The organism is Dialister sp. i34-0019-2H8, assembly GCF_042846925.1.
Lineage (GTDB): Bacteria > Bacillota > Negativicutes > Veillonellales > Dialisteraceae > Dialister.
In genome coordinates this window covers 386,672-410,365 of the sequence record NZ_BAABYQ010000001.1, presented here as the reverse complement: position 1 = coordinate 410,365, position 23,694 = coordinate 386,672, and the positions used below count along the sequence as shown (strand labels likewise).

Sequence of the window (23,694 nt, the reverse complement as noted above, 5' to 3'; positions counted from 1 at the left end):
TGGAGCGGAAAACGGGACTCGAACCCGCGACCCCAACCTTGGCAAGGTTGTGCTCTACCACTGAGCTACTTCCGCATTTGCTTAACAGCGATATTATTATATCACAGTTTTGTCTTTTGTCAAGTCTTATTTTTTCGGATCGAACCGATGTAAGTCTTGGCATTTCAGCGACGTTTGATATTGTATCATATCGTTTACTTCGTGTCAACAGGAAATTTTCATTCAGTCAAGATGTTCATTTCGCTGTCAGCACTCTCGCTGTGCGACGAAAAGTATTATATACGATTCCGCCGTATTTTGCAAGTGGTTTTTGAAAAAATTTTCGGAACGGTTTTCAGGGCAAGGTTCGGCGGGCAGCCGATATCTCGCCCTTGCGACCGGCGCCGGCTGCGCCTTCAGCAAAAAAGGCGATGTGAAATAACGATCATCTCATTTTCACGTTCAATCTGCCGCGGGGGACTTGCAGCTCTCATAGGAGTGACCGGGAAACCTTATCCCAGCTGTCTTTCATGCCATAGTCACCCTATCCGCCCCTGCGGGTACCTTCCCCTAGAGGGTAATGCCATTAAGTTAAGCGGCAGAACGTTCTTGGCTCCCCATCGGGGGAGCTGCCCGAAGGGCTGAGGGGGCTACGTAGCGGTATTGAATGAAAGTGTTGACATATCGATAGTGTCGGACTATTCAACATAGCACGCTATACCGCTAACATGCCCCATCTCGCTTAGCTCGAAATGGCGTCTCACTGGATTTTAGCGTCGCTTAGCTCCTAAAAATCCAGTTCGCTTGCACATATTGCCTTCGGCACTTCCCCCGAAGGGGGAAGCAAGACGTTACGTAGCTAACGATTTCCTTAACTTAATAGCATTACCTAGAGGGGAAGGCTGCGATACGAGAATACCATCTTTTAAAAAAGGCGGCGAAGCCGCCACGAGAGCCCTGAACCCTGAACCTTGAACCTTGAACCAAATGAACGCAAAGTAAAAAGGGGCTGTGAAGAAATGAGGATTCATTTCTTCACAGTCCCTTTTTTATCTCTTATATCAGATCCCCTGCCATGCCGAAGACCTTGAGATGACGGCTGAAGATGGAGTCGCCGCGGTCTTGGAAGTAGCCCAGATACTCGGCGACGGTGCTCTCGCCGGTCGGCTTCTCGGCACTGGCACTGCCATAGGCAGTCTTGTCTGCCAGAAAGCGGCCGTCCATGGGCATGAATTTGGCCGCCAGCCCTTCTAGCATGGCTGCCGCGAATGGATGAATGTCCTCTGCGTCGATGGGCTCGCCCACCGTGGAGCCGGCATCGGTCAGAATGTGGAGAGTCGCTCTTGCGCGTTCCGATCTCCCTTCTTTTAAAGAAAAAGGTACGACGAAAAGGCTCTCTACCTCCAGATAGTCGAGGCAGGCCAGGAAGAGGTAGAGCGAGATCAGATTCTCTTCACTGACACCGATGCGGCGCAGGTCGATGATATTTCCTGCGATCTCATCGATGGCATCCGATGCGCCGCTGGTCAAAGCAGAGAAGACCTTCCAGCCGGTGTCTTCCCAGTCCGGAGCGCCTTTCTCGCAGATATCCCGCCACAGCTTGAAAATATCCCGCTCCTTCAGGAGCATCGGCTTTTCGCCTGTCTCCGGGATATGGAAATAGTGGGCGGAGATCTGTGCTTTCGGATTCGGCTTTTCGATGAATGGGGCAGAAAGGCCGGCATCCTCCAGCTTCGATCTCAGATAGACCGGCGGCACCCCCATATCGATGAGCCCGCCGATCATCATATCTGCGGTCAGCTTCCCATAACAGCGTACAAAAAGTGCTTTCATCACTTCACGTCCTCTCTTTGACGACCCTTGCCCGGACCATCCTCTGCGACGGCTACGTCAGCGCTGCCGAAGGTCTTCATCTGGTTCAGCATATCGATCGCTGCGTCCAGAAGCGAGAGCCCGAGGGCTGAGCCGTAGCCTTCCGCTTCTGTGAAATCATAGTGCAGGAATGACTTCATGCCCATCTTCTGCATCTGCATCTGATGAACCGGTTCTTCATAATAGACAGATGGGAAAATATAGTTTTTGATCTCAGGATACACGGCCTGTGCGGCAAGCACGGCAGCGCCTGTGACAGCATTGTCAAAGACGACCATGATGCCGCGGCGCGCCGCTTCTACGGTAAGACCGAAGAGGGCTGCGATCTCTGCCGAGCCGACCATGGCGAGCGCACCGACGGGATCCTTGGCGAAGTCGCCGACATCAGAAAGTTGGATAGAGAAACCGCTTCTCGCCGATGCCTTCTTGAGATCCTCCTTCATGACGGCTGCCGTCACCGCGAGTGCCGACAGCATGGAGCGCTCTCCGATATTGCCGAGGCCGACGGCCTGGATGCCCTCTCCCGCGAGGGCTTTCCCGACCGACATGCCCAGAGAGATCGCCGCTTTGGCGACATCATCATCCATGGCGGGATGCCCCTGATGCGTACCATGGATCACCTTCTTTGCCAATATGCCTTCGATATCGGAGGTATCCTTTTCAAGACCGACATCGACAAGGTAGACCGGCATCTCCATCTGCCGCGCGAGAACATTCACCGGTCCCGCGCCCTGCGCGACCAGCTTCATCTCTGCGTGCGAGAGCTGCCCCTTCGTCTTGTTCTCGCCATCGACGGCCGTATCCCCGCCGAAAATGACGACCGCCTTATTGATGTATGTCGGCTTCACTTCGCCTAAAATGCCGGCCATACGGACAGCCATATCCTCCAGCTTTCCCAGCGAATGGATCGGCTTGATGAGATTATCCACATAGAGCTGGCAGGCCTCCATGATCTCCTGATTCAGTTTCGGGATCTCGCTCATGCTTCCACCCCCGCTTCTTCTTTGGTGACACATTCCCGATAGACGGAGATCGCCATATCCAGCATTTTCTTCTGAATGCCCGCGCCGATGGATTCACCCAGGCGGAAATCCAGATCAATATATTCGGAAAGTCCCAGCGCCGCCAGCGATTTTTTGTGCGCCTGCTCAAGCGACAGGTGCGAGGCCATGAGATAGTCTGACACCTGCGGCGCGAGTGCCTTCGCGATGAAGGCGCTCGCTGTCGTATTGAATCCGTCGATGATGGTCATCGCGTGATTGGCGGCCGCCCCCAGGATGACACCCGTGAGACATCCGAATTCAAATCCGCCGACTTTGGCAAGCACATCGAGCCCGTCCTTTGGGTCCGGATGGTTCACATCCATCGCCTTCTGCACGACCTCTACCTTATGGACGAGGCGTTCGTCAGAAATATTTGTCCCGCGCCCCGTGACTTCGATGGCGTTCCAGTGATTGAAGGTCCCCAGGATGCAGGCCGATGAGGTGGTATTGGAGATCCCCATTTCCCCGATCGAAAAGACCTTGTATCCCTTTCTTACATTTTCTTCTGCGATCTCGATGCCGATCTCAATGGAGCGGATCGCCTGCTCACGTGTCATCGCCGCACCTTCCGCGATGTTCTTCGTCCCCCAGGCGATCTTGCGATCCAAGAGTCCCGGGACTCCTGTCATATCATGATTGATGCCCACATCGACCACCACCATGTCCATGCCCGCATAGTACGCCATCGCATTGCAGGAGGCGCCCTTCGCGACCACATAGGCCTTCGTCATGCCGACCGTCGTCTCCTGCGGGTAGGCAGACACGCCCTCTTTGTATACCCCGTGGTCGCTGCATGCGATCACCATACACCCCTTCGGGACATCCGGCATCGCTTCCCCGGTGACACCGATGTAGCGCGTCACCATATCCTCCATCTTGCCAAGGTTTCCCATACCGAGGTACAGATCATGCCAGCGCTTCCCGGCCTCTTCCATGGCTTCCTGGCTGAGCGGCTGGATCCGATCCAGCGTATCATCTAATAAGCCCATGTTTCCTCCTAATTCTATATTAATTATTGTATCATAAATTCCGATCTTTTTGAATCATAGATTCCTTTTCATTATACCATGAGGGGCTAGGGGAAGGGCTGGCCCTTGATAGGGGATAAAAGTTTTGCTCAACAGTTAGGAGTGAGGAGTGAGGAGTGAGGAGTGAGGAGTGGTGGTGGCGGCTTCGCCGCGAGTATATATAAGGCGATGCCCGAAGACCAACTTCTCCCTCCTTCCGCTGGAAGGAGGTGCCCCGAAGGGGCGGAGATTGGCTTTGGGGTTCCTTCCGTCTAACATACGTGGGGGCCAACCCCGCCTCGCTCCGCTCGGCAGCCCCTTCCAGAGGAAGTGGCGAGAGGATGGTCTGGACGTTGCCCGAAGTTTGAAACTAGCGGTTTTCTCGTATCGCAAACCTAATCCCTAGCTACTAATCCCCAGCTACTAATTTCTAGTCACCAGTCACTTTGGCCCCCTTGTCTTCCCCTTCCCTCATGCTATAATAATCTAGGGAAATACTGGTTCAATCGTTGTCAGATTAAATCAGCGGTTTCCTAGATTCAATATCATCATCTCAAGGGGGAGAGCGCTCGCAAGGGGGCTCTCTTTTGTCTAAAGGAAGGTGTTTGCTATGGATTATGAAAAGCTCTATATCAATGGCGAATGGATCCCGGGCGCATCCGGAGATTTCATCGAGGTAGAAAACCCGGCCACACGGGAGATCTTCGCCCGCGTTCCGGCGGGAAACGGCGATGACGTAGACAAGGCCGCCAAAGCCGCTTATGCCGCTTTCCCTGCCTGGGCGAAAAAGCCGCTCGCCGAACGCATCACTTTGATGGAGCGATTCCTCGCCATTTTCAAATCTCAGGAGGATGACCTCATCGACATCACCATCCGGGAGCTCGGCTCGCCATATACCTTCACCAAAGCCTCGCAGGTCGAGTACCAGTACGTCCGTACCATGTCCTACATCGACCTTGCGCCGGACGTTCCCATGGTCGAAAAAATGGCGGCTTCCACCACCTATCGTGAGCCGATCGGCGTCATCGGATGTATCACTCCATGGAATTACCCCTTGGGACAGGTCATACAGAAGATCATACCTGCGATGCTGATGGGCAATACCGTCATCCTAAAGCCGAGCCAGCACACGCCGCTCTCCTCCTACTTCCTCGCCGATGCCTTTGAACAAGCAGGCTTTCCGAAAGGCGTCTTCAACCTCGTGACCGGCCGCGGCGGCGAAGTGGGCGATGCGCTCTCTTCTCATCCGCTCGTCTCCATGATCTCCTTCACCGGATCCACCTCAGGCGGCGTCACCGTCGGCAAGCGAGCGCTGGAAAGCGTGAAGCATATCAGCCTTGAGCTTGGCGGGAAATCGCCCTACGTGATCCTTCCATCAAAGGACCATAACTACAGCACACCGATCCGCATTTGCTTCAACAGCATCTTTCTGAACTCCGGCCAGACCTGTACCGCCTTCTCCCGCCTGCTCATCCCGGAAAGCGAGAAAGCCCTCATCGAAAAAGAGCTCTGCGCCATCGCCAAAGAATATACGGTCGGCGACCCGACAGACCCGTGCGTGAAGCTCGGGCCGGTGTCCTCCATGGCGCAGTACAGGAAAATCAGCGAATACATCAGCAAGGGTCTTTCCGAAGGGGGAAGGCTCCTCACGGGCGGCCTGCCGGAAAGCCCCGATCACGGCTACTACATCCATCCCACGATCTTCACGAATGTCACGAATGATATGACCATCGCGCAGGATGAGATCTTCGGTCCGGTCCTCTGTGTCATCACCTACAAAGACACTGACGATGCGGTCAGGATCGCCAATGACACCCGATACGGTCTGAATGCGGGTGTCTATGGGCCGAAAGAAGAAGCCATCGCCATCGCCCATCGCATCAAGGCCGGCAATGTCTACATCAATGCCAGCCCGCGTGATACAGCGGCTCCCTTCGGCGGCTACAAGGAAAGCGGCCTTGGCCGCGAAGGCGGCATCTACGGCATGCTCGAATTCACCCAGCAGAAAGCCCTCTTCGATACGGGTGACTAGGGATCCGTACCTTCCTCTGTTATTTAATGAAAGGTCATTTTCATGTCGATCTTCAAAAAGCTCCTCATCACCCTCATGATCCTCCTTGCCGCTGCCGGCGGCTGGTATTTCCTGTACTGGCAGAATACGCCCGCTTTTGCGGCGGGAGAGATCCAGCAGGCCGTGCAGAAAAAGGACTGGGATCTCTTCTGCAAACGCGTCGATGTCGCCAAAGTCTACAGCTACGCCTTGGACGACATGCTCGCCGAGCTCAAGGCCGACGGTCTTCCCGAACACGCCATCGCTGCCTCCCTTGTGAAAAGCATCAAGAAAGAAGTCGTGAAGGAACTCATCCGACAGACAGAGATCCGATTCAAAGATGGCGCCCCTGCCTCCAAGTCCCTTCTGGACAAGCCTGTCAAGACCCTCACTGCCTACGCCGGCTCTTCCGCCCTCTCTCTCACCGACATCTTCAAGATCGAAGAAGCGGACGGCAAAGCCATCGCTTATGTGAAGCTCCACGACAAGGACCTCGCCCGCGACTTCACCTGGCAGGTACAGCTGGAAAAAGACGTAAACGGCCTTTGGACCGCGACACGCATCCTGAATTTTACCGACTATCTGAAAGAAAGGCTGGACGGGTGACTAGTGACTGGGGACTAGTCACTAGTAGCTAGGGACTAGGGTTTATGGTTTAGGGTTTGCATCAATCTCCTCAACTGAGAAGCCCCTTGAAGAAGGGGCACACCGAAGACGCAGGATAGAGTGCCTGGCAGAGGCGCAACTCACCGAAACGTTTTCATACTATTCGCACTAAGCGTCTTCCCCGTATCGTCATTCCGAGCGAAGCCGAGGAATCTTTTTCGTTCGCGGTGAAACGGTTCCTGTGCGCGAAACCAGAAACGGGAAGCCTGTCATCCTCCATACTCCGCGGCGCTACCTATTATGATACACCGCACCAAAACCCTGAACCCGCCAACCTGAACCCTGAACCCATCAAGTAAAAAACGCTCAGCCGATCCGGCTGAGCGTTTTTCTTAGGAAACACTGATTAAATCGTTGTTCGATTTTACTCTTGTATTTTCATGCAGTGCAAGGAATAATCCGACGCGAATAGCTAGCTATTTAAGGAGGGTTATGACGAAGCGTTGCATGAAAATACATGTGAAATCGAATTCTGCGATTTAATCAGCGTTTCCTTTATACAATCTGGAAGAGGAAGAATTTCAAATAATAGGTCTCCGGCACCGTCATAAGGATCGGATGATCGGGAGCCTGCTGGCGGAACTCGATCTGCCGGAGCGTGACGCCGGCATCGCGCGCTGCTTCCTTCACCATCTTCACGAAGAGCTCCTCACCCATAAAATGTGAGCAGGAGCAGGTCGCCAGATATCCGCCGCGCGGCAGGAGCTTCATCGCACGGTAGTTGATCTCCTTGTAGCCGCGGAAGGCTTCATGGACCGTCTTTCCTGACTTGGTGAAAGCGGGCGGATCGAGAATGATGTAGTCATAGCTGTGGTCTTTTTTCTTGTCGAGCTCGGTCAGAAAATCAAAGACATCTGCCTCGACGGCTTCGACGGCAAGGCCATTCTGCTTCGCATTGTGCGCCGTCATTTCGACGGCTTCTTTGGAAATATCGAGCGCCGTCACGCTCGCCGCACCGCCCTTGGCGATATTCAGCGCAAAGGCGCCCGTGTGCGTGAAGCAGTCGAGGACACGGCGCCCCTTCCCGATCTGCGCCGCCGCGAGGCGATTGAATTTCTGGTCAAGGAAGAAGCCCGTCTTCTGCCCGTTCTCCACGTCAACCGTATAGCGAATGCCGTTCTCCACGATATCCACCCGTGTCTTCTCTGCCGCCGGATCCAGCAGCGAAGAGCGATAGAAGCCCTTGTACTGCTGCATCCCCTCCAGCTCACGGATCTTGACATCATTTCTTTCATAGACACAGGAGACCGCGAGCTGCCGCTCCCGCAGCACTTCGATGAGGCCGTCCAAGAATTCCTTCTTATGCCGCTCCATCCCCAGTGAGAGCACCTGCACGGAAAGCACATCGCCGAAGCGATCCACCGTAAGTCCCGGCAGCTGGTCCGCTTCCCCGAAAACCAGGCGGCAGCAATCATAGTCTTCCTTCCGCATCACCTGCAAGCGGTAATCCACCGCATACGCTGCGCGGCGCTTCCAGAAGGCTGCGTTGAAGGTATCATTCGCATTCGTCGAAAAAATGCGGACGGTGATCTTCGAGTGCGGATTGTAGAAACCGCTTCCCACGAATTTTCCCTTCTTCGACTCCACGCGCACGATATCACCGGCTTCGATGCCTTCGTCCGCGTGCTCGATCTCCGTCCCGTAGATCCACGGGTGTCCGCCCTTCGCCGCGAGTTCCGCGCGCTTACTGATGATGACTTTCTTCAGATTCTCCATAGTCTTCTCCATTTCTGTAACTTTTCTTTTGATTGTAGCATAAGGGTGGGAACAGGTTCAACGGTCTCTATGGACGATGCAGGTATCTCACGCTTCTGTCCTTTGGAAAAGCCGCCACTCTTTCTTATTTTCGCCCCATCCCGCACGCAAAAAGATCCCCGCCATCGGTCAAATCGATGGTGGGGATCTTTCATTTCTTATCTTTCAGATGCGATGCGAAATTACATCATTCCGCCCATACCGCCCTGCGGCATCGGAGGCATAGCCGGTTTTTCTTCCGGCAGTTCGCCGACGATAGCTTCGGTGGTGAGGACCAGAGCTGCGATGGAAGCTGCATTCTGCAGTGCGCTTCTGGTGACCTTTGCCGGATCGACGATGCCGGCTTTCAGCATATCTTCGTACTTGTCTTCTGCTGCATTGTAGCCGATGCCCTGGCCAGCTTCTTTGACCTTTTCAGCTACGATAGCACCTTCGAGGCCGGCATTGTCAGCGATCTGACGAACCGGAGCTTCGATGGCATGACGGACGAGGTTCACACCGGTCTTGACATCGCCTTCTGCTTCGATGGTATCCAGTTTATCCTGGATATCGAGCAGGGTGGTGCCGCCGCCAGCGACGATACCTTCTTCGACAGCTGCGCGGGTCGCATTCAGAGCATCTTCGATGCGCAGTCTCTTATCCTTCATTTCTACTTCGGTAGCAGCGCCGACTTCGATGACTGCAATGCCGCCGGACATCTTTGCCAGACGTTCCTGCAGTTTGTCTTTGTCGAACTGGGAAGTAGCTTCTTTGTACTGTTCACGGATCTGAGCCACTCTGGCTGCGATCTGGTCTTTATCACCTGCGCCGCCGACGATGGTGGTGTTGTCTTTGGTGATGCGGATCTGGTGAGCGGTGCCGAGATCATCTAAGGTAGCGCTGTTCAGGGCGCGGCCCATTTCTTCAGAAATCACGGTGCCGCCTGTCAGGATAGCGATATCCTGCAGCATAGCTTTTCTGCGGTCGCCGAATCCCGGTGCTTTGACAGCTGCACATTTCAGGGTGCCACGGAGTCTGTTCACTACGAGAGTAGCCAGTGCTTCGCCTTCGACGTCTTCAGCGATGATGACGAGTTCCTTGCCGCTTCTAGCCACCTGTTCGAGGAGCTGAAGCATATCCTGGAGCATATTGATCTTCTTGTCGGTGATAAGGATCAGCGGATTGTCGATGACACATTCCATTTTGTCCGGATCGGTGACCATGTATGGGGAAAGGTAGCCGCGGTCGAACTGCATGCCTTCTACGACCTTCAGGCTGGTGCCCATGGTCTTGGAGTCTTCGACCGTGATGACGCCGTCATTGCCGACCTTTTCCATCGCATCAGCGATGAGACCGCCGATGGTCTTATCGGCAGAGGAGATGGAAGCGACCTGTGCGATCGCTTCTTTGGTCTGTACCGGTACGGCTTTTTTCTTGATCTCTTCGACAAGGACCTTGACTGCTTCTTCGATGCCCTTCTTCAGGACCATCGGGTTTGCGCCGGCAGCTACGTTTCTCATGCCTTCATGGATCATGGACTGTGCAAGAAGGGTAGCGGTGGTGGTGCCGTCGCCTGCTACATCATTGGTCTTGGTAGCGACTTCTTTGACCAGCTGCGCACCCATGTTTTCAAATGGATCCTTCAGCTCGATCTCACGAGCGATGGAGACGCCATCATTGACGATGTTCGGAGCGCCGAATCTCTTGTCGAGTACGACGTTACGACCTTTCGGTCCCAGAGTAATTTTTACTGCATTTGCCAGCTGATCGACACCTCTTAAAAGAGCTGCGCGGGCTTCTTCATTATAAAGAACTTTCTTTGCCATGGTATGTCACTCCTAGTTTTTGCTATAAAACAATCGATGAAAGATCTTAGGCAGGGATTCACCTGCGCTCATCCCTACTCCCCAGATACTTTTTATTACAGGATCCCCAGTACGTCTCTTTCGGAGAGAAGCAGGAATTTCTGGCCATTTTCTTCGATATCCACGCCGGAATATTTGGCAAAGAGGACTCTGTCGCCCACTTTGACTTCGAACGGTACGCGGGTGCCGTCATCGAGCATTTTGCCGGAGCCGATAGCAATGACTTCGCCTTTCTGAGATTTTTTCTGTGCTGTATCTGGCAACAGGATGCCGCCTTTGGTCTTCGTTTCTTCGGTATCTACTTTAACAAGAACACGATCTGCTAATGGTTTTAACATTTCTATTCCTCCTTTGGACTATTAGCACTCACTCATCTCGAGTGCTAACTTACTTTTATATAATACATAACTTTAGTCAGAAATGCAAGGGGGAAAATGAGAAATTTATTATGAAGGAAAGGCGACCCAAAGGCATATGCCTGACAGGCTCTCCGCCGGTATTTCCTGTCCCCGTTTGGCAGTGCTGTTAAAAAAAGACACACGCCAAAAAGAGCCGCCCATCAAGGCAGCTCTTCTCCGATTCTCCTATTATCTTTCCTGCTGTACACCTTCACCGATGATACGCACATCAAGCGGGACGTGGACATGATATTTCTCCATGATGCGCTTCTGGACTTCATGCAGCACATCCAGGATCTCCTGGCAGGAAGCATGTCCGTTGTTTACGACAAAGTCCGGATGCTTGGTGGAGACCTGTGCATCACCGATCGAGAAGCCGATGAGACCGCAGTCCTTGATCATCGGTCCGACATGGTATCCCGGCGGACGGAGGTACATGGTGCCGGCGCTTCTCTTTTCGAGCGGCTGCTTGGTGCGACGAGAGATCTGGTGTTCTGTCATTTCTCTCTTGATTTCTTCCGGATTGCCGGGAGAAAGATGCAGCTTTACGCCGACGATGATATCCCCATTGTGCATGAATACGCTGTCGCTGTCGCCATAGTGCAGGTCATCCCAGCCGTAGGTCTTTTTTTCTTTGCCGTCTCTGGTGATGGCATAGACCTCTTCTACGACTCTCTTCATCTGACTGCCATAGCCATTGGCGTTCATGAAAACCGCACCGCAGACCGTACCGGGGATACCGACAGCCCACTCGAAGCCCTTCAAGCTGTTCTTTTCCGCAAAGCGAGCGACAGTGCCCGTGCCTGTGCCGCCGCTGGCAGTGATCCATTCGCCTTCGCAGGTCATTTCCTGCTTCATACGGTTCATGCAAATGGTGATGCCACGGATCCCCTTATCGCTGACGAGCGTATTCGAGCCGCCGCCGATCACCGTGACAGCGATGCCTTCCGCATCCGCCTTCCGGAGGATCTCAATAAGCTGTTCTTCTGTCTGCGGAGTGACAAAAACGTCAGCAGGGCCGCCGATGCCATAGGTCGTATGGCGGCTCATCGGTTCATTGATCTTGAGGTCTCTCTCTGTGAGGATCCCGTCGAAAAAAACTTTCCAGTCTGTCATTTCTTATCTAATTCCAATACATCCATACCCTGCGCCATTGCATCCGAGACGATCTTCTGCAAATCCGCAGCCACCTGATTCCAACGAATAAATGCCTGAAGATATTCCTGGGCATTGCTGTTGTTGCTGACAAGGACCGCCAGTTCCTGCAGATGCTGATAGGTCTTTTCATCGTCCTTCTGCCCTGCAAGTTTGGCATAGTCTGCCTGCATCTGTGCCATAATATATTCCTTCACCATCTTTTTGGCATCGGCATCGTTCTTCACTTGATCTGCGGCAGCGGTGAGACGCTTCATCTCATCGCTTTCCTTGATGGCTTTGGCCAGATCATAAGCTGCGTCATACGTATTCATGACTGCTTCCTCCTTTGAATAAACGTCCACTCTTCTTCAAGAGATGGTGGAAACCCGTCTGCCGGAGTGCTTCCATGGCGACGATCGCGACCGCATTCGACAGATTGAGAGACCGTGCTTCTTCGATCATGGGGATGCGGATGCAGTCCTCTTCATGTTCCAGAAGAAGCTCTTCAGGAAGTCCCTTCGTCTCTTTCCCAAATACAAGGACATCATCCTCCGTATACGAAATATCCGAATACGTCTTGATCGCCTTGGTGGTATTGTAGTAGAAATGATGACCCGCAAGCATGCGCTTCACGGAGTCAAAGTCCGGATGAACATGGACCTCCAGAAGATCCCAGTAGTCGAGCCCCGCCCGCTTCAGGTGCTTGTCATCGATGGAAAAGCCCAACGGCTCCACCAGGTGCAGCACCAGATGCTCTGCTGCGCAGAGCCTGGAAATGTTCCCCGTATTTCCCGGAATTTCCGGTTCTACCAGTACGATATGCATAGGTTTAGTATTCCTTTGTATGTAATTCTTCCTTAGGGAAACACTGATTAAATCGTTATCAGATTTCATTCTTGGATTTTTATACAGAGCGAGGATACATTCGACGCGAATAGCGAGCTATGTAAGGAGAATGTCGACGACACTATGTATAAAAATCCATATGAAATCTGATTCTGCGATTGAATCAGCGTTTCCTTAGATATCAGAATGAGTCAGAAGTAGCTTCCATACCGATCCCGATACCGGTCGGTCTGTTCTTTGGCCGGGTACACCTTGAAGGTCTTCGGCTTGTGGCCCCGGTAGGAGATCTGATAGATCGGACCCACATCCATCCCTGTCACCGTGATGCGGTAAATGTTGTCGTGAAATCCATCCGATCTCTGTGGCACCGGAAATCCGATGACCGCCACGCCTTCATTGAGTACAAAAGGCGGCTCATAGGTATCCGATGTGAAATTCTTGGGCGCTGTCTCGTCCTCTGTCAAAGGCTCCTTCATTTCCAGCTCGATCGTCATGTCATCGACCACGAAGACATGGCGGATATCATTCGCTCCTGCTATCTGGCACATTCCCAGCGTCACAAGGAGCGCGGCAGTGATCGTTCGTATTCTCATAGCTGTTTCCTTTCGTGAGAAAACCCTCTTCTGCACTATTCCTTATTTTAACACATTCATAAACGATTGCGAAATACTATAAATGAAAAGATCTATGAGTTTTTGTTTGAATCAGCCGCCATGCATCCGCCCTTTGGACCCACTAAAAAAGCTGCAGCCCTGGCTGCAGCTTTTTTGCTGAACTTATTTTCTTTCTTTGATACGAGCAGCTTTGCCGGAGAGTCCGCGCAGATAGAAGAGCTTTGCACGACGAACGATGCCGCGGCGTCTTACTTCGATCTTTTCCAGACGTGGAGAATGAACGAGGAAGGTTCTTTCTACGCCGACGCCGTAGGAAATACGACGAACGGTGAAGGTTTCACGCAGACCTGCGTTCTTTCTTGCAATAACGACGCCTTCATACATCTGAATACGTTCGTTCTTGCCTTCTACGACCTTTACATGAACTCTGACGGTGTCCCCCGGACGGAATTCAGGAATGTCGTTTCTGAGCTGTTCTTTTTCCAGTGTTTCGATAATGTTCACGATCTTTTCCTCCTATCACACAGGACATTCATGCCGATCGCATTTGGCAGAGGACTGTCCAGACTAACAGTAGCATTGTATCACAGCTTTCTTTCGATTGCAATGATTTTCGCCACGCATTTGGATATTTTATCATAAAAAGAGAAGGGGTGCAATGCCTGTCTTTCTCCCGCGTCCTAAAGCCAAAAGGCGATGTGAAATAACGTTCATCTTATTTTCGCGTTCCATCTGCCGCGGGGGACTTGCAGCTCTCATAGGAGTGACCGAGAAACCTTATCCCAGCTGTCTTTCATGCCATAGTCACCTTATCCGCCCCTTTCGGGCACCTTCCCCTAGAGGGGAAGGCTACGATACGAGAATACCATCTTCTAAAAAAAGGCGGCGAAGCCGCCACCTGAACCTTGAACCCTGAACCAAATGAAAGCAAAGTAAAAAGGGGCTGTGAAGAAATGAGGATTCATTTCTTCACAGCTCCTTTTTTAATCTACCTTCATCGGCAGTGCCTGTTTTTTGAGTTTCTTCAGTGCTTTACCTTCGATCTGACGGATACGTTCGCGCGTGACGCCGAAGTGCTTGCCTACCTCTTCGAGCGTTCTCGGAGTGCCGTCATCCATGCCGAAGCGGAGGGCTAGGACGCCTTTTTCTCTCTCGGTCAGCGTTTCGAGCATTTTGTAGACCTGCTCTCTTCTCATGGTCGCTGCTGCTTCATCCTCCGGAGAGGCGGTCTTGGAGTCTTCGATGAAATCCCCCAGATGGGAATCCTCTTTTTCGCCGATCGGCGTCTCGAGCGAGATCGGATCCTGCGCCGCCTTCTTGGCTTCGCGGATCTTATCCACGCTGATGCCCATTTCCTTGGCGAGCTCTTCATTTGTCGCTTCGCGGCCATGTTCCTGCAGGAAGCGTCGGCCGACACGGTTCATCTTATTGATGGTCTCTACCATGTGTACCGGCACACGGATGGTACGGGCCTGATCCGCGATGGAGCGGGTGATGGCCTGACGGATCCACCATGTCGCATAGGTAGAAAATTTATAGCCTTTGGTGTAGTCGAATTTATCGACAGCCTTCAAGAGACCAATATTGCCTTCCTGAATGAGATCAAGGAAAGGCATGCCGCGCCCCGGATATTTCTTGGCGATGGAAACGACCAGACGCAGGTTGGCATTGGCCATTTCTTTCTTTGCGGCTTTTGCTTCCTCTTTTTCCTCTTCCGTCGCATCCTTATGCTTGCCGCGCTCGATAAGCTTGGCAAGGCGCATCTCTTCCTCTGCGGAAAGGAGAGGATTCGAGCCGCACTCGCGGAGATAGAGACGGACAGGGTCACTGATACCGCCGGCCGCTGCGTCATAAGCTTCGTCGGAATTATCCGTTTCCCACTCTTTTTCTTCCAGCCCATCCTTGTCATCCAGAAGGACATCGTCGGACAGGTCATCGTCTCCGGGATCTCCGTCAAAATCGGCGTCGGTCGGGCCTTCTTCTGCATCATCCTCTATGTCATCATCATAGACAAGCTCGATGTGATGCTCATGAAGAAGTGTAAAAATGCTGTCGAACTGTTTCTTTGTCAGGTTCTTCTCCTGCTGAAAGCGCATGATCTCCGCATAGGAAAGATTGCCGTCAGCATCCACTCTATCCTGCAGTTCTTTTAGCCACTCTGCCAGCTGTGCTGCCTTAGTTGCCAAATAGGGACACCTCCTCAGTATCTATAGGGAAACACTGATTCAATCGTTGTCAGATTTAATCAGCGTTTCCATAAGTCTGTCATTTCATTCAGATCACTTCAGGCGCCCTTTCTTTTTCCCATCGTTTCCATGCTTCGTCCAAGCCATTTTTTGAAAAGCCACCTTGAAATCGATATGTAGTCAGATAGTAATCATAGCACAGCAGAAAAGGAAAAGCAAATTATTTTTTGCTTGCATGTTATAGTGGACAGGGATTAGGGATTAGGGATTAGGAGTGACTAGTGACTAGTGACTGGTGACTGGCATGCCAGCTCATAGCATCGCCATGATTTATACTTCGCGGCGCATTTCGTCATCCTGAGCGGAGTGAAATGTCGGATGTTCGATCATGTAAATGCGGAACAGTGAGAACTGAGTCGAAGGATCTGGCGCCGCACCACCATTTCGCATTTCTCATTTCTAATTTCTCATTCAAGAGAGGCTTTCAAGGGAGCGAGCCGCCCCAGTGGCTAACCTTGCACTAAAAAAGCTGTAAATGCCAATGCCGGCATTTACAGCTTCTGTCGCAATCATTTCACAATGAGGATCGGGCACTTGGAACGGCTGACGAGGTAGCTTGAAACAGAGCCCATAAAGATGCCCTTCAGGGGACCGAGACCCCGGCTGCCCATGACGATGAGGTCACATTTCTTATCGTCGGCCATATTCAAAAGGACAGGTCCCGGAGAACCGACTTCATAGATCATCTCCGTCTCTACCCCTTTCGGAATCAAAGCCTTGGCTTCCTCCAGATCCGCCTTGCACTGCGCTTCCAGATCTTCTGTCAGCTTGGTCGTGAGGCAGCCTTCTGCGATGGAGACCTGATCAAAATTGCTCATCGCGGATACCATGTTGCACACCGAAGCGACGAAGAGCTTTGCGCCTTCACCGTCTTCAGCAATAGCAATGGCCTGCTGGAGCGCTTTCTTTGCATGTTCGGAGCCATCATACGGTACCAGGATTTTTTTATAAGAAAGCATATGCATCCCGCCTTTCTATGACGAAGGGATCACTCCCTGTTTTCTTCTGTTTCTATTATATCATGTGGGGGAAGGGAAGGAAACGGATTGGACAGTTTCAACGGGTTCTATGGGTTAAAATGTCGGCTTCGCCACAAGTATATAGAAGCGGTGCCTGAAACTCTCTTGCCCCAGCGTTTCCTTAAAGTCTTCCTGCCATCCGCCCGACCGCAAATGACAAAGATTTCTCGCTGCCGCTCGAAATGACGATACGAGAGAGTCTGATATCCGCTAGTCACTAGCTACTAGCCACCAGTCACCAGTCACTACCCTCCATTCCCCTAAAAACTATACACATCCGTCTCCGGCTTTTCCTTCGGATTGTGGAAAGGAACGACAAGAGAGAACGCATTCGCCGCTGCGAGATCTGCCGTTTCCTGCTTGGTGAGATGGTTCGGCCAGAGGACGAAGGCTGCGCGGCCGGACTCGTAGTAGAACTTTGCCTTGCCATAGCCGTGAAGGCTGCCGGTCATGAGGACGGAAAGCTCGGGATGGCAGTCGATGAGCTGTCGGCTCTTCGCCTTGGAGAGCTGGGCATCCGTCAGGAAATAGATGTGCCCGCCTTCCAGAGATGTCTCATCCCACGGCCTGAAAATATCGAAGGGATAGCCCAAGATCTCTTCATGGGCAAAATAGCTCCGATGCCCGATGCGCAGCCACTGGTCACGAAGCTTTGCGGACATGTGGATGGGATATGCCTCGCCAAAGGTCTGATAAAAGAGCATCGCCATAGAAAGGCCGCGGCCGTAGGAGGGGACCGGCAGGAGGAGCGGAGCCGACTGCCCCAGAGCCTCTTTCGCCGCGTCTGCGACGGCTTTTCTCATATCCTCTGCCCGATCCATGCGGCTGTAGGCGGAGTCGATGACGGCAAGATCCGCCGTAAGACCGCGAACGGCATCACAGCGGTAGAAGGTATCATTCTCCCGGTAGTCACCGGAGAAAAAGAGACGCTTCCCATCCACGGTGATGTAGTACCAGACCGCACCGGCACAGTGTCCTGTTCGTCCCCAACGGAGCGAGAGCTCGCCGTCCAGGGAAAGCTCAGGCGCGGTGGAGTCAAGGATCATGGTGTTCTTCGGCTTGTAATGGATCTGCTGGTAGGTCTGGTTTGACATCAGGACAGGGCCGGTGAAGCCATTGTTTTCCAGATATTCGATCGCGCCCGTGTGGTCTTTGTGAGAATGGGTCACGAAAAGATATTCCGCGCGGCGGATCATCTCCGGTGACAGGTCGGGCAGACGATCCAGCCCGTCCGTCGACGTCCCCGCGTCTACGATGAAGGCATGCCGATCCCCTTCGATATAGAAGCAGTTGCGGCCCTGGTCGCCGCAGCCGCCCGCAATGTAGAGCTGCATGTTGTTCTCCCCTAAGAAGAGATCCGCGGGAAGTACTGATCCCATCGCAGAGTCAGATGGGATCAAAGCTTTCCTTGCAAAGGATCTGTAAACAAAAAAGAAGCCAAAAGACATGTCTCATGGCCTCTCTGCTTGATAAGTGAAGTTTTATTTATTATATAGCAGTGGATAGAATTTGTAAATGGAAAAGGGATCTGCCCCGCACTCCCCTATCCCCGCTTCTTAATAATTTTTCGACAGACGATACATGGCAGCGTAGATGTCATCTGCTTCGTCCGCCGGTTCATCATGAAAGCCTGTATAGGCAGCCGGTTTGCCATCAGGTGTGTAGACACCCTGCAGCTTATTCAAGATGCGGTACCGGATCTCTCGGCCATACTGATCGGCACCCACGGCCGTCTCATACTGGAAAATGTACTCGACCATGCGGTCATTGCCATAATCGGGATAGGTGAGCGGGTCTTTATAGACCTCCGCGTACAGCGTCCCACGGATGACTGGGAGCTCTCCCGCATTGGCCGGGTCGCGCTCGATCGTCTCGGTATCCACATAGACGCGCTCTTCATCGCTGGTATAGACCACGGCATAGCGGCTGTAATCATTCAGCATTTTATCCGAGGAAGGCAGCTGGGCTGCTCCCATGGCAGCGCCCGGCAGAGCCAGTGCAGAGATCAGTGCCATAGCGATCATTTTTTTCATTTTCGAGATCCTCCTTTGAAATATGATTGATAAAGGGTTCAAGGTCAGCCCATGAGGCTTGCCGTCCTTTGATTGCGTGCGAAAGAGGGGGGAGCGGGTTCTATGGGTTCAAAAGGTTCAAAGGGGGTGGTGCCCGAAAGTCTCTTGATAGCAGGTTTCCCGTTTTGAACTTTCCAATCATTGCCCACCTGACCGCAAATGACAAAGATTTCTCGCTTCGCTCGAAATGACGATACGGGAGTCTAATGTCTCCTAGTCTCCTAGTCACTAGTCACTAGCCACTAGTCCCCCGCCATCACTCTGACAAACCCGCCGCCGAACCTGGTATTTTTGAGCCAGCCTTCCAGGCAGAATCGATGGGCCTTCCCCTCATCCCAAAGGGTGCAGAAGGTCCCCTCTTCGGTTTCTTCCATCGCTACGATAGGCATCCAGTGCCAATGATAGGGAATGGGCTCACCCCCGCTGTGAAGATTCAAAAATCCCACCGGGCAGTCCGCCGAAAGCCCCGCCTTGATGAAGGAGATGACCCTTTCCGGCTTTGGCGCAAGGAGGCGGATAGACGGTATAGAGAGCGATTCTACGACGCCGGACAGGCCTTTCTCTGAAAGATACGCTGCGAGGCCTTCCTTCAGCCAGCGCGTCTTGTAGAGGCCGTGCATCCTTGGTGTCGCGTACTGCCACAGGGAAAGCATCACGGAAAGCGCGAGCTCCCGGTCCTTCACCGGCGTCTTCCACTCTTTCTTTTCCAGATAGGCTGCCATCATGGCAGCGACCGTAGGCCCGCAGCCTGCCAAGCGCTGCCTCTCCTGCGGATACCATTCCTGGTTATAGCCAAGAACAGTCTGACCGCCCACATCCAGCGTGAGCCATTCCGGATGATGGATTTCGGTGATCATATAGGGCCTCCTTGTGGGGAAAATAGAGATCAGGGACTAAGGAAACGCTGATTAAATAGCAGAGCCAGATTTCATATGGATTTTTATGCATAGCTTCGTCATCATCTTCCTTAAATAGCTCGCTATTTGCGTCAGATGATTCCTTGCTCTGTATAAAAATCCAAGAATGAAATCAGACAACGATTTAATCAGTGTTTCCTTAAGGATGAGGATCCAACCGTGCAATGGGCTGGCGCGGCGCGAAAGCTTTGGCAAGCGCCAGATATGTCCCGATCTTAAAGAATACATGATCCATGGCGAGAGGAAGCCTGCCCCCTTTACCCGATCCCGTTTTCCTTCAGCAGGGCGCGCACGACGTAGCCTGCCATCATCATACCGGAAACGGGCGGGACGAAGGAAATGGAGCCGGGGGCATGGCCTTCGCCGACGGGCTTGTGCGGGAGCTCTTTCGAGTAGACGACCGTGAGCTTTCTCACACGACGTTCCTTCAGCTCCTTTCTCATTTTGCGGGCAAGATGGCAGACAGAGGTCTTATTGATGTCAGCGATCTGCAGCATCTCCGGCCGCAGGCGATTGCCCGTTCCCATGGAAGAAATCACTGGTATCTTCAGCTTCCAGCAGACTTCCGCGATGGAAATCTTCGCCGGTACATCATCGATGGCATCGATGACGTAGTCGGCGTGGAGATCTCTGATGAAGTCCTCGTCGCCGGGGCGATAGAAAATGGGCATGGCTTTCGCATCACAGGCCGGATTCACGAGGTGCGCACGTGATACCATGACTTCTGCCTTATTTTTTCCGACGGTCGTTAAGTCAGCGACCAGCTGGCGGTTCAGATTTGTGATATCGACTTCATCCTTATCGATGAAAATGAGGTGTCCCACGCCCGCTCTCACGAGTGCTTCTGCCGCATAAGAACCGACGCCTCCGATGCCAAAGACCGCGACTGTCTTGGCCTGGAGGCACTCAATGCCCTTCTCATCTATGATGCGGGCAGTTCTGCTAAATATCGGATCCATCAATGTCCTCCCGGGATGATCTCGATCCAGTATCCGTCCGGATCATTGATGAAGTAGATGCCCATATCCTTGTTCTCATAGCACACGCAGCCCATCGCCTTGTGTTTCTGATAGGATTCCTGCATATTATCCACCTCGAAAGCCAGATGGAATTCATTGTCCCCCAGATCGTAGGCTTCCTTGCGATCCCGCAGCCAGGTGAGCTCGAGTTGGAAACCCGTCGCCATGTCTCCCATGTACGTCAGGATAAAGGAGCCGTCAGAAGCTTTATAAGTACGGTTCACCGTAAGTCCCAGCGCTTCTTCATAAAAGGCAATGCTTTTTTCGAGATCAAGCACGTTGAAATTTTGATGGTTAAACAGAAATTTCATAATTACTCTCCTTTTCAAAACTTTGTGGTATTTGTAGTATAACAGGATGACAAGGAAGCGACAATAGGGGGGAGAGGTTCAGGGGGGCGTCCTTTAATCGGGGGGTGAAAGTTTCGCTTAAATGAGAAATTAGAAATGAGAAATGCGAAATGATGGTGCGGCGCATAAAAAAGCAGAAGCGCCGCGGAGTATAAATGAGGCGATGCCCGAAAGTATCTTGGAGAGCAGGTTTCCCGTTTGAGGTTTCCAAACATCGACCGATGAGCCGAGAATGACAAAGATTTCTCGCTTCGCTCGAAATGACGATACGAGAGAGCCTGATGTTTTCTAGTCACTTGAGGCTCCTAATCCCTAATCCCTAGTCACTAGTCACTAGTCACTAGTCACTACTTCTTCCCCTTCACCAGCCCCCCATGGACTTCCTGTACATCGAAGACAGAGAGGAAGGAGGAAGCATCGATGGCGTGAACGACCTGCTTCAGCTTTGTGATCTCCAGACGGCTCACCACGCAGTAGAGGACATCCTTATCATCCTTCAGGAAGCCTCCCTGTCCGTGCAGGCGGGTGACGGCGCGATGCATATCATGAACGATCGCATCGGACACCGCATCGTAAGAGGTCGTCACGATGAAGACCCCCTTCGACGAGTCGAGACCCGTCGAGACCGCATCGATCATGCGCGAGCAGATGAAGTAGGCGATGAGGGAATACATCGTACTGTTCCAGCTGAAAACGAATCCGGCCGCGCCAAGGATGAAGAAATTAAAAAACATGATGATCTCGCCCACGGAGAAAGGAAATTTATTATCCATCCAGATCGCCATGATCTCCGTGCCATCTGTCGAGCCGCCGCTCTTGATGACGATGCCGACACCCATGCCGATGATGATGCCGCCAAAGATCGTCGAGAGGAAAGGATCCGACGTCGCGGGCTTCATCGTCTCGAAATAGGACGAGCAGAGCGAGAGGATGACGATCGCAAAGGTCGAAGACAGCGCGAGCCGCGCCCCGAGCCGCCGATAGCCGATGTAGAAAAAGGGCAGATTCAGAAGAACGATGAGCACGCTGAAGGGGATCCCCGTCAGCGCCTGCACGAGGAGCGAAATGCCTGTGATGCCTCCGTCGATGATGTCATTCGGGATCAGGAAAAGATTGAGCCCCGCCGAGTAGATGGCTGCCCCCACGGCCAGCCCGACGGCTTTCTTCAATTCGCTTGCGAGGTCGATATGCCGATGGAATAGGTACATGAAAGACTCCTTTTAGGAAAATAGAGACTAGTGGCTAGTGACTGGGGACTAGGGATTAGGAGTGACTGGTGACTAGTGACTGGTGACTAAATGCCAGTTGCAGACATCACCTTATTTGCGCTCCGCAGCACATCTCGTCATCCTTAGCAGCAGGAAACGTCGTATGTAAGAAAGCCGCTTACAGAAAAGCGAGGACTGAGCCGAAAAATCTTGCCGCACAGCCATCCCTCATTCCTAATTAAAAAGCACTGCCGACGAGCATGCCGCTCATCGATCAGTGCTTTCTGAAACCGCGGCTTCCCGCGAATATAATTCTGGCAGAAGGGATGGGATTCGAACCCATGAACCTCTTGCAAGGTTAACGGTTTTCAAGACCGCCTCCTTCAACCACTCGGACACCCTTCCATAATGATAGTATTATAGGTGAAATGGAGGGAAATGTCAAATGAGCCGCCGAAACCATGGATCAGGGATGAGTGGCTGGGGACTGGTGACTTGAATACCACTTTCGGACACCGCCCCCCTCCGAACCCACCGAACCCATAGAACCCGCCCCCTCTTTCGCTCAATCAAGGGACGGCACGCCCCATGAGCTAACCCTAAACCATAAAAGGAGCTATGAAGAAATGAATCCTCATTTCTTCACAGCCCCTTTTTACTTTGCTTTCATTTGGTTCAAGGTTCAGGGTTCAGGGTTCGGGGTTGTGGTGGCGGCTTCGCCGCCATGTTAGATGATGGTATTCTCATATCGCATCCTTCCCCTCTAGGGGAAGGTGTACCGCAGAGGTAATGCTATTAAAGTTAGCAACCCCCATTTCAAATGGGGGTTTATTTGGAACCCCTCCGGGGTTTTGTACTGACACCTGCCTATGGCAGGTCTAGCAAATCGTCTTTGTACTTACAGCCGCCTATGGCGACTCTTTCGCTTATTCGTCTTACTTACTTCTCGAACTTATCGCTTTCTTCTTGCTCTGAAATGTAACGCTTGATAACTTCTTCGTTGATATTCCCGACGGTTTCTACATAATAGCCTCGTGCCCAGAGATGCCGTTCTCCCCATCTGGCTTTTATCTCGGGATGCCGGTCGTATATCATTAACGCACTTTTCCCTTTGATATAGGCTACTACGTCTGATATATTCAACTTCGGCGGTATCCCGAGATACAGATGCACATGATCCACGCATGCAGCTCCCTTGATCAGTTCCACTTTCTTCATCTCGCACAATTTTCGGATGATTTCAACCAAATCTTTCCTCATTTGCCCGTAGAATACTTTCTTGCGATATTTTGGGATGAATACGATATGATATGTGCAATTCCATTTGGTATGAGCTATACTATTGTTGTCCATTTGGACTCCTCCTTTGTTAGCTAAAGTGGTTTGCTAGACCCTCTTTATTCTAACACTGGAGGATTTTTTATACTCTAGGCAAAGCTACGGCTCCACCGGGTCCCCCATCTCAGATGGGGGCTTAATATACGAATACAGTTAAGGAAATCGTTAGCTACGTAACGTCTTGCTTCCCCCTTCGGGGGAAGTGCCGAAGGCAATAGGGGCATGCTAGCGGTATAGCGTGCTATGTTGAATAGTCCGATGCTATTGATATCCCAACACTTTCATGCAATACCGCTAAGTAGCCCCCTCATCTC

22 protein-coding genes and 2 tRNA genes are annotated in these 23,694 nt (G+C 52.3%); 2 read left to right on the top strand and 22 right to left on the bottom strand.

Going from position 1 to position 23,694, the window contains the following annotated elements:
• The 4 genes from ACGG9R_RS01650 to cobT all read right to left on the bottom strand — a co-directional run bounded on the left by ACGG9R_RS01650 (position 1) and on the right by cobT (position 3,883).
• Positions 1–75, bottom strand: a tRNA-Gly gene (locus ACGG9R_RS01650).
• Positions 76–1,035: 960 nt separating this feature from the next.
• Positions 1,036–1,812 carry a nickel insertion protein gene (gene larC, locus ACGG9R_RS01645; RefSeq protein WP_390150673.1) on the bottom strand — a complete coding sequence of 259 codons (777 nt, stop codon included), beginning with the start codon at positions 1,810–1,812 and terminating at the stop codon, positions 1,036–1,038.
• Complete coding sequence (locus tag ACGG9R_RS01640; protein WP_390150670.1) at positions 1,812–2,834, bottom strand: nicotinate-nucleotide--dimethylbenzimidazole phosphoribosyltransferase; 1,023 nt, start codon at positions 2,832–2,834, stop codon at positions 1,812–1,814. Before ACGG9R_RS01640 ends, larC begins: the two co-directional genes overlap by 1 nt.
• Positions 2,831–3,883 carry a nicotinate-nucleotide--dimethylbenzimidazole phosphoribosyltransferase gene (gene cobT, locus ACGG9R_RS01635; protein ID WP_390150667.1) on the bottom strand — a complete coding sequence of 351 codons (1,053 nt, stop codon included), beginning with the start codon at positions 3,881–3,883 and terminating at the stop codon, positions 2,831–2,833. The genes ACGG9R_RS01640 and cobT overlap by 4 nt, the downstream gene beginning before the upstream one ends.
• Before the next feature lie 628 nt (positions 3,884–4,511).
• Here cobT and ACGG9R_RS01630 point away from each other — a divergent pair.
• Both ACGG9R_RS01630 and ACGG9R_RS01625 read left to right on the top strand, forming a co-directional pair.
• A complete protein-coding gene (locus tag ACGG9R_RS01630) occupies positions 4,512–5,933 on the top strand; it encodes an aldehyde dehydrogenase family protein (protein ID WP_390150664.1) in 1,422 nt (473 codons plus the stop codon).
• Positions 5,934–5,975: 42 nt separating this feature from the next.
• Complete coding sequence (locus ACGG9R_RS01625) at positions 5,976–6,557, top strand: hypothetical protein (RefSeq protein ID WP_390150661.1); 582 nt, start codon at positions 5,976–5,978, stop codon at positions 6,555–6,557.
• A 555-nt stretch (positions 6,558–7,112) separates the two neighbouring features.
• Here ACGG9R_RS01625 and ACGG9R_RS01620 read toward each other — a convergent pair.
• The 18 genes from ACGG9R_RS01620 to tnpA form a co-directional block, all read right to left on the bottom strand.
• Positions 7,113–8,333, bottom strand: a complete 1,221-nt coding sequence (locus ACGG9R_RS01620; protein ID WP_390155034.1) for a class I SAM-dependent rRNA methyltransferase — start codon at positions 8,331–8,333, stop codon at positions 7,113–7,115.
• 221 nt (positions 8,334–8,554) lie between these two features.
• Positions 8,555–10,177 carry a chaperonin GroEL gene (gene groL / locus ACGG9R_RS01615; RefSeq protein WP_390150659.1) on the bottom strand — a complete coding sequence of 541 codons (1,623 nt, stop codon included), beginning with the start codon at positions 10,175–10,177 and terminating at the stop codon, positions 8,555–8,557.
• A gap of 95 nt (positions 10,178–10,272) precedes the next feature.
• Positions 10,273–10,554, bottom strand: coding sequence for a co-chaperone GroES (gene groES, locus ACGG9R_RS01610; RefSeq protein ID WP_022105387.1), 282 nt, complete (start codon positions 10,552–10,554; stop codon positions 10,273–10,275).
• Positions 10,555–10,803: 249 nt separating this feature from the next.
• Complete coding sequence (murB, locus tag ACGG9R_RS01605) at positions 10,804–11,730, bottom strand: UDP-N-acetylmuramate dehydrogenase (protein WP_390150656.1); 927 nt, start codon at positions 11,728–11,730, stop codon at positions 10,804–10,806.
• Complete coding sequence (locus ACGG9R_RS01600; protein ID WP_390150653.1) at positions 11,727–12,083, bottom strand: YlbF family regulator; 357 nt, start codon at positions 12,081–12,083, stop codon at positions 11,727–11,729. The genes murB and ACGG9R_RS01600 overlap by 4 nt, the downstream gene beginning before the upstream one ends.
• Complete coding sequence (locus ACGG9R_RS01595) at positions 12,070–12,576, bottom strand: tRNA (cytidine(34)-2'-O)-methyltransferase (protein ID WP_022105390.1); 507 nt, start codon at positions 12,574–12,576, stop codon at positions 12,070–12,072. The genes ACGG9R_RS01600 and ACGG9R_RS01595 overlap by 14 nt, the downstream gene beginning before the upstream one ends.
• Before the next feature lie 212 nt (positions 12,577–12,788).
• Positions 12,789–13,190, bottom strand: a complete 402-nt coding sequence (locus ACGG9R_RS01590) for a hypothetical protein (protein WP_022105391.1) — start codon at positions 13,188–13,190, stop codon at positions 12,789–12,791.
• Between the two features lie 183 nt (positions 13,191–13,373).
• On the bottom strand, positions 13,374–13,715 hold the full coding sequence (gene rplS / locus ACGG9R_RS01585) for a 50S ribosomal protein L19 (protein ID WP_022105073.1): 342 nt from the start codon (positions 13,713–13,715) through the stop codon (positions 13,374–13,376).
• A gap of 479 nt (positions 13,716–14,194) precedes the next feature.
• Positions 14,195–15,397 (bottom strand): RNA polymerase sigma factor RpoD, encoded by a 1,203-nt coding sequence (rpoD, locus tag ACGG9R_RS01580; protein ID WP_022105558.1) that lies wholly within the window; start codon positions 15,395–15,397, stop codon positions 14,195–14,197.
• 569 nt (positions 15,398–15,966) lie between these two features.
• On the bottom strand, positions 15,967–16,416 hold the full coding sequence (locus ACGG9R_RS01575) for a universal stress protein (protein ID WP_055236678.1): 450 nt from the start codon (positions 16,414–16,416) through the stop codon (positions 15,967–15,969).
• 320 nt (positions 16,417–16,736) lie between these two features.
• On the bottom strand, positions 16,737–17,855 hold the full coding sequence (locus ACGG9R_RS01570; protein ID WP_390150648.1) for an MBL fold metallo-hydrolase: 1,119 nt from the start codon (positions 17,853–17,855) through the stop codon (positions 16,737–16,739).
• A 177-nt stretch (positions 17,856–18,032) separates the two neighbouring features.
• Positions 18,033–18,509, bottom strand: coding sequence for a hypothetical protein (locus ACGG9R_RS01565; RefSeq protein WP_390150645.1), 477 nt, complete (start codon positions 18,507–18,509; stop codon positions 18,033–18,035).
• Positions 18,510–18,790: 281 nt separating this feature from the next.
• A complete protein-coding gene (locus ACGG9R_RS01560) occupies positions 18,791–19,405 on the bottom strand; it encodes a hypothetical protein (RefSeq protein WP_390150642.1) in 615 nt (204 codons plus the stop codon).
• Between the two features lie 317 nt (positions 19,406–19,722).
• Complete coding sequence (locus ACGG9R_RS01555; protein ID WP_022105553.1) at positions 19,723–20,424, bottom strand: ThiF family adenylyltransferase; 702 nt, start codon at positions 20,422–20,424, stop codon at positions 19,723–19,725.
• Positions 20,424–20,795, bottom strand: coding sequence for a VOC family protein (locus ACGG9R_RS01550; RefSeq protein ID WP_390150639.1), 372 nt, complete (start codon positions 20,793–20,795; stop codon positions 20,424–20,426). The genes ACGG9R_RS01555 and ACGG9R_RS01550 overlap by 1 nt, the downstream gene beginning before the upstream one ends.
• Positions 20,796–21,181: 386 nt before the next feature.
• Positions 21,182–22,042 (bottom strand): YitT family protein, encoded by an 861-nt coding sequence (locus tag ACGG9R_RS01545; protein ID WP_390150636.1) that lies wholly within the window; start codon positions 22,040–22,042, stop codon positions 21,182–21,184.
• 315 nt (positions 22,043–22,357) lie between these two features.
• A tRNA-Ser gene (locus ACGG9R_RS01540) sits at positions 22,358–22,447 on the bottom strand.
• Between the two features lie 534 nt (positions 22,448–22,981).
• On the bottom strand, positions 22,982–23,395 hold the full coding sequence (gene tnpA / locus ACGG9R_RS01535) for an IS200/IS605 family transposase (RefSeq protein ID WP_045172396.1): 414 nt from the start codon (positions 23,393–23,395) through the stop codon (positions 22,982–22,984).
• Positions 23,396–23,694 lie beyond the last annotated feature (299 nt).

Excerpts from the sequence above, each read along its gene's own strand:
- larC (WP_390150673.1), bottom strand. The coding sequence starts at position 1,812 with ATGAAAGCACTTTTTGTACGCTGTTATGGGAAGCTGACCGCAGATATG.
- ACGG9R_RS01640 (WP_390150670.1), bottom strand. The coding sequence starts at position 2,834 with ATGAGCGAGATCCCGAAACTGAATCAGGAGATCATGGAGGCCTGCCAG.
- cobT (WP_390150667.1), bottom strand. The coding sequence starts at position 3,883 with ATGGGCTTATTAGATGATACGCTGGATCGGATCCAGCCGCTCAGCCAG.
- ACGG9R_RS01630 (WP_390150664.1), top strand. The coding sequence starts at position 4,512 with ATGGATTATGAAAAGCTCTATATCAATGGCGAATGGATCCCGGGCGCA.
- ACGG9R_RS01625 (WP_390150661.1), top strand. The coding sequence starts at position 5,976 with ATGTCGATCTTCAAAAAGCTCCTCATCACCCTCATGATCCTCCTTGCC.
- ACGG9R_RS01620 (WP_390155034.1), bottom strand. The coding sequence starts at position 8,333 with ATGGAGAATCTGAAGAAAGTCATCATCAGTAAGCGCGCGGAACTCGCG.
- groL (WP_390150659.1), bottom strand. The coding sequence starts at position 10,177 with ATGGCAAAGAAAGTTCTTTATAATGAAGAAGCCCGCGCAGCTCTTTTA.
- groES (WP_022105387.1), bottom strand. The coding sequence starts at position 10,554 with ATGTTAAAACCATTAGCAGATCGTGTTCTTGTTAAAGTAGATACCGAA.
- murB (WP_390150656.1), bottom strand. The coding sequence starts at position 11,730 with ATGACAGACTGGAAAGTTTTTTTCGACGGGATCCTCACAGAGAGAGAC.
- ACGG9R_RS01600 (WP_390150653.1), bottom strand. The coding sequence starts at position 12,083 with ATGAATACGTATGACGCAGCTTATGATCTGGCCAAAGCCATCAAGGAA.
- ACGG9R_RS01595 (WP_022105390.1), bottom strand. The coding sequence starts at position 12,576 with ATGCATATCGTACTGGTAGAACCGGAAATTCCGGGAAATACGGGGAAC.
- ACGG9R_RS01590 (WP_022105391.1), bottom strand. The coding sequence starts at position 13,190 with ATGAGAATACGAACGATCACTGCCGCGCTCCTTGTGACGCTGGGAATG.
- ACGG9R_RS01575 (WP_055236678.1), bottom strand. The coding sequence starts at position 16,416 with ATGCTTTCTTATAAAAAAATCCTGGTACCGTATGATGGCTCCGAACAT.
- ACGG9R_RS01570 (WP_390150648.1), bottom strand. The coding sequence starts at position 17,855 with ATGGGATCAGTACTTCCCGCGGATCTCTTCTTAGGGGAGAACAACATG.
- ACGG9R_RS01565 (WP_390150645.1), bottom strand. The coding sequence starts at position 18,509 with ATGAAAAAAATGATCGCTATGGCACTGATCTCTGCACTGGCTCTGCCG.
- ACGG9R_RS01560 (WP_390150642.1), bottom strand. The coding sequence starts at position 19,405 with ATGATCACCGAAATCCATCATCCGGAATGGCTCACGCTGGATGTGGGC.
- ACGG9R_RS01555 (WP_022105553.1), bottom strand. The coding sequence starts at position 20,424 with ATGGATCCGATATTTAGCAGAACTGCCCGCATCATAGATGAGAAGGGC.
- ACGG9R_RS01550 (WP_390150639.1), bottom strand. The coding sequence starts at position 20,795 with ATGAAATTTCTGTTTAACCATCAAAATTTCAACGTGCTTGATCTCGAA.
- ACGG9R_RS01545 (WP_390150636.1), bottom strand. The coding sequence starts at position 22,042 with ATGTACCTATTCCATCGGCATATCGACCTCGCAAGCGAATTGAAGAAA.
- tnpA (WP_045172396.1), bottom strand. The coding sequence starts at position 23,395 with ATGGACAACAATAGTATAGCTCATACCAAATGGAATTGCACATATCAT.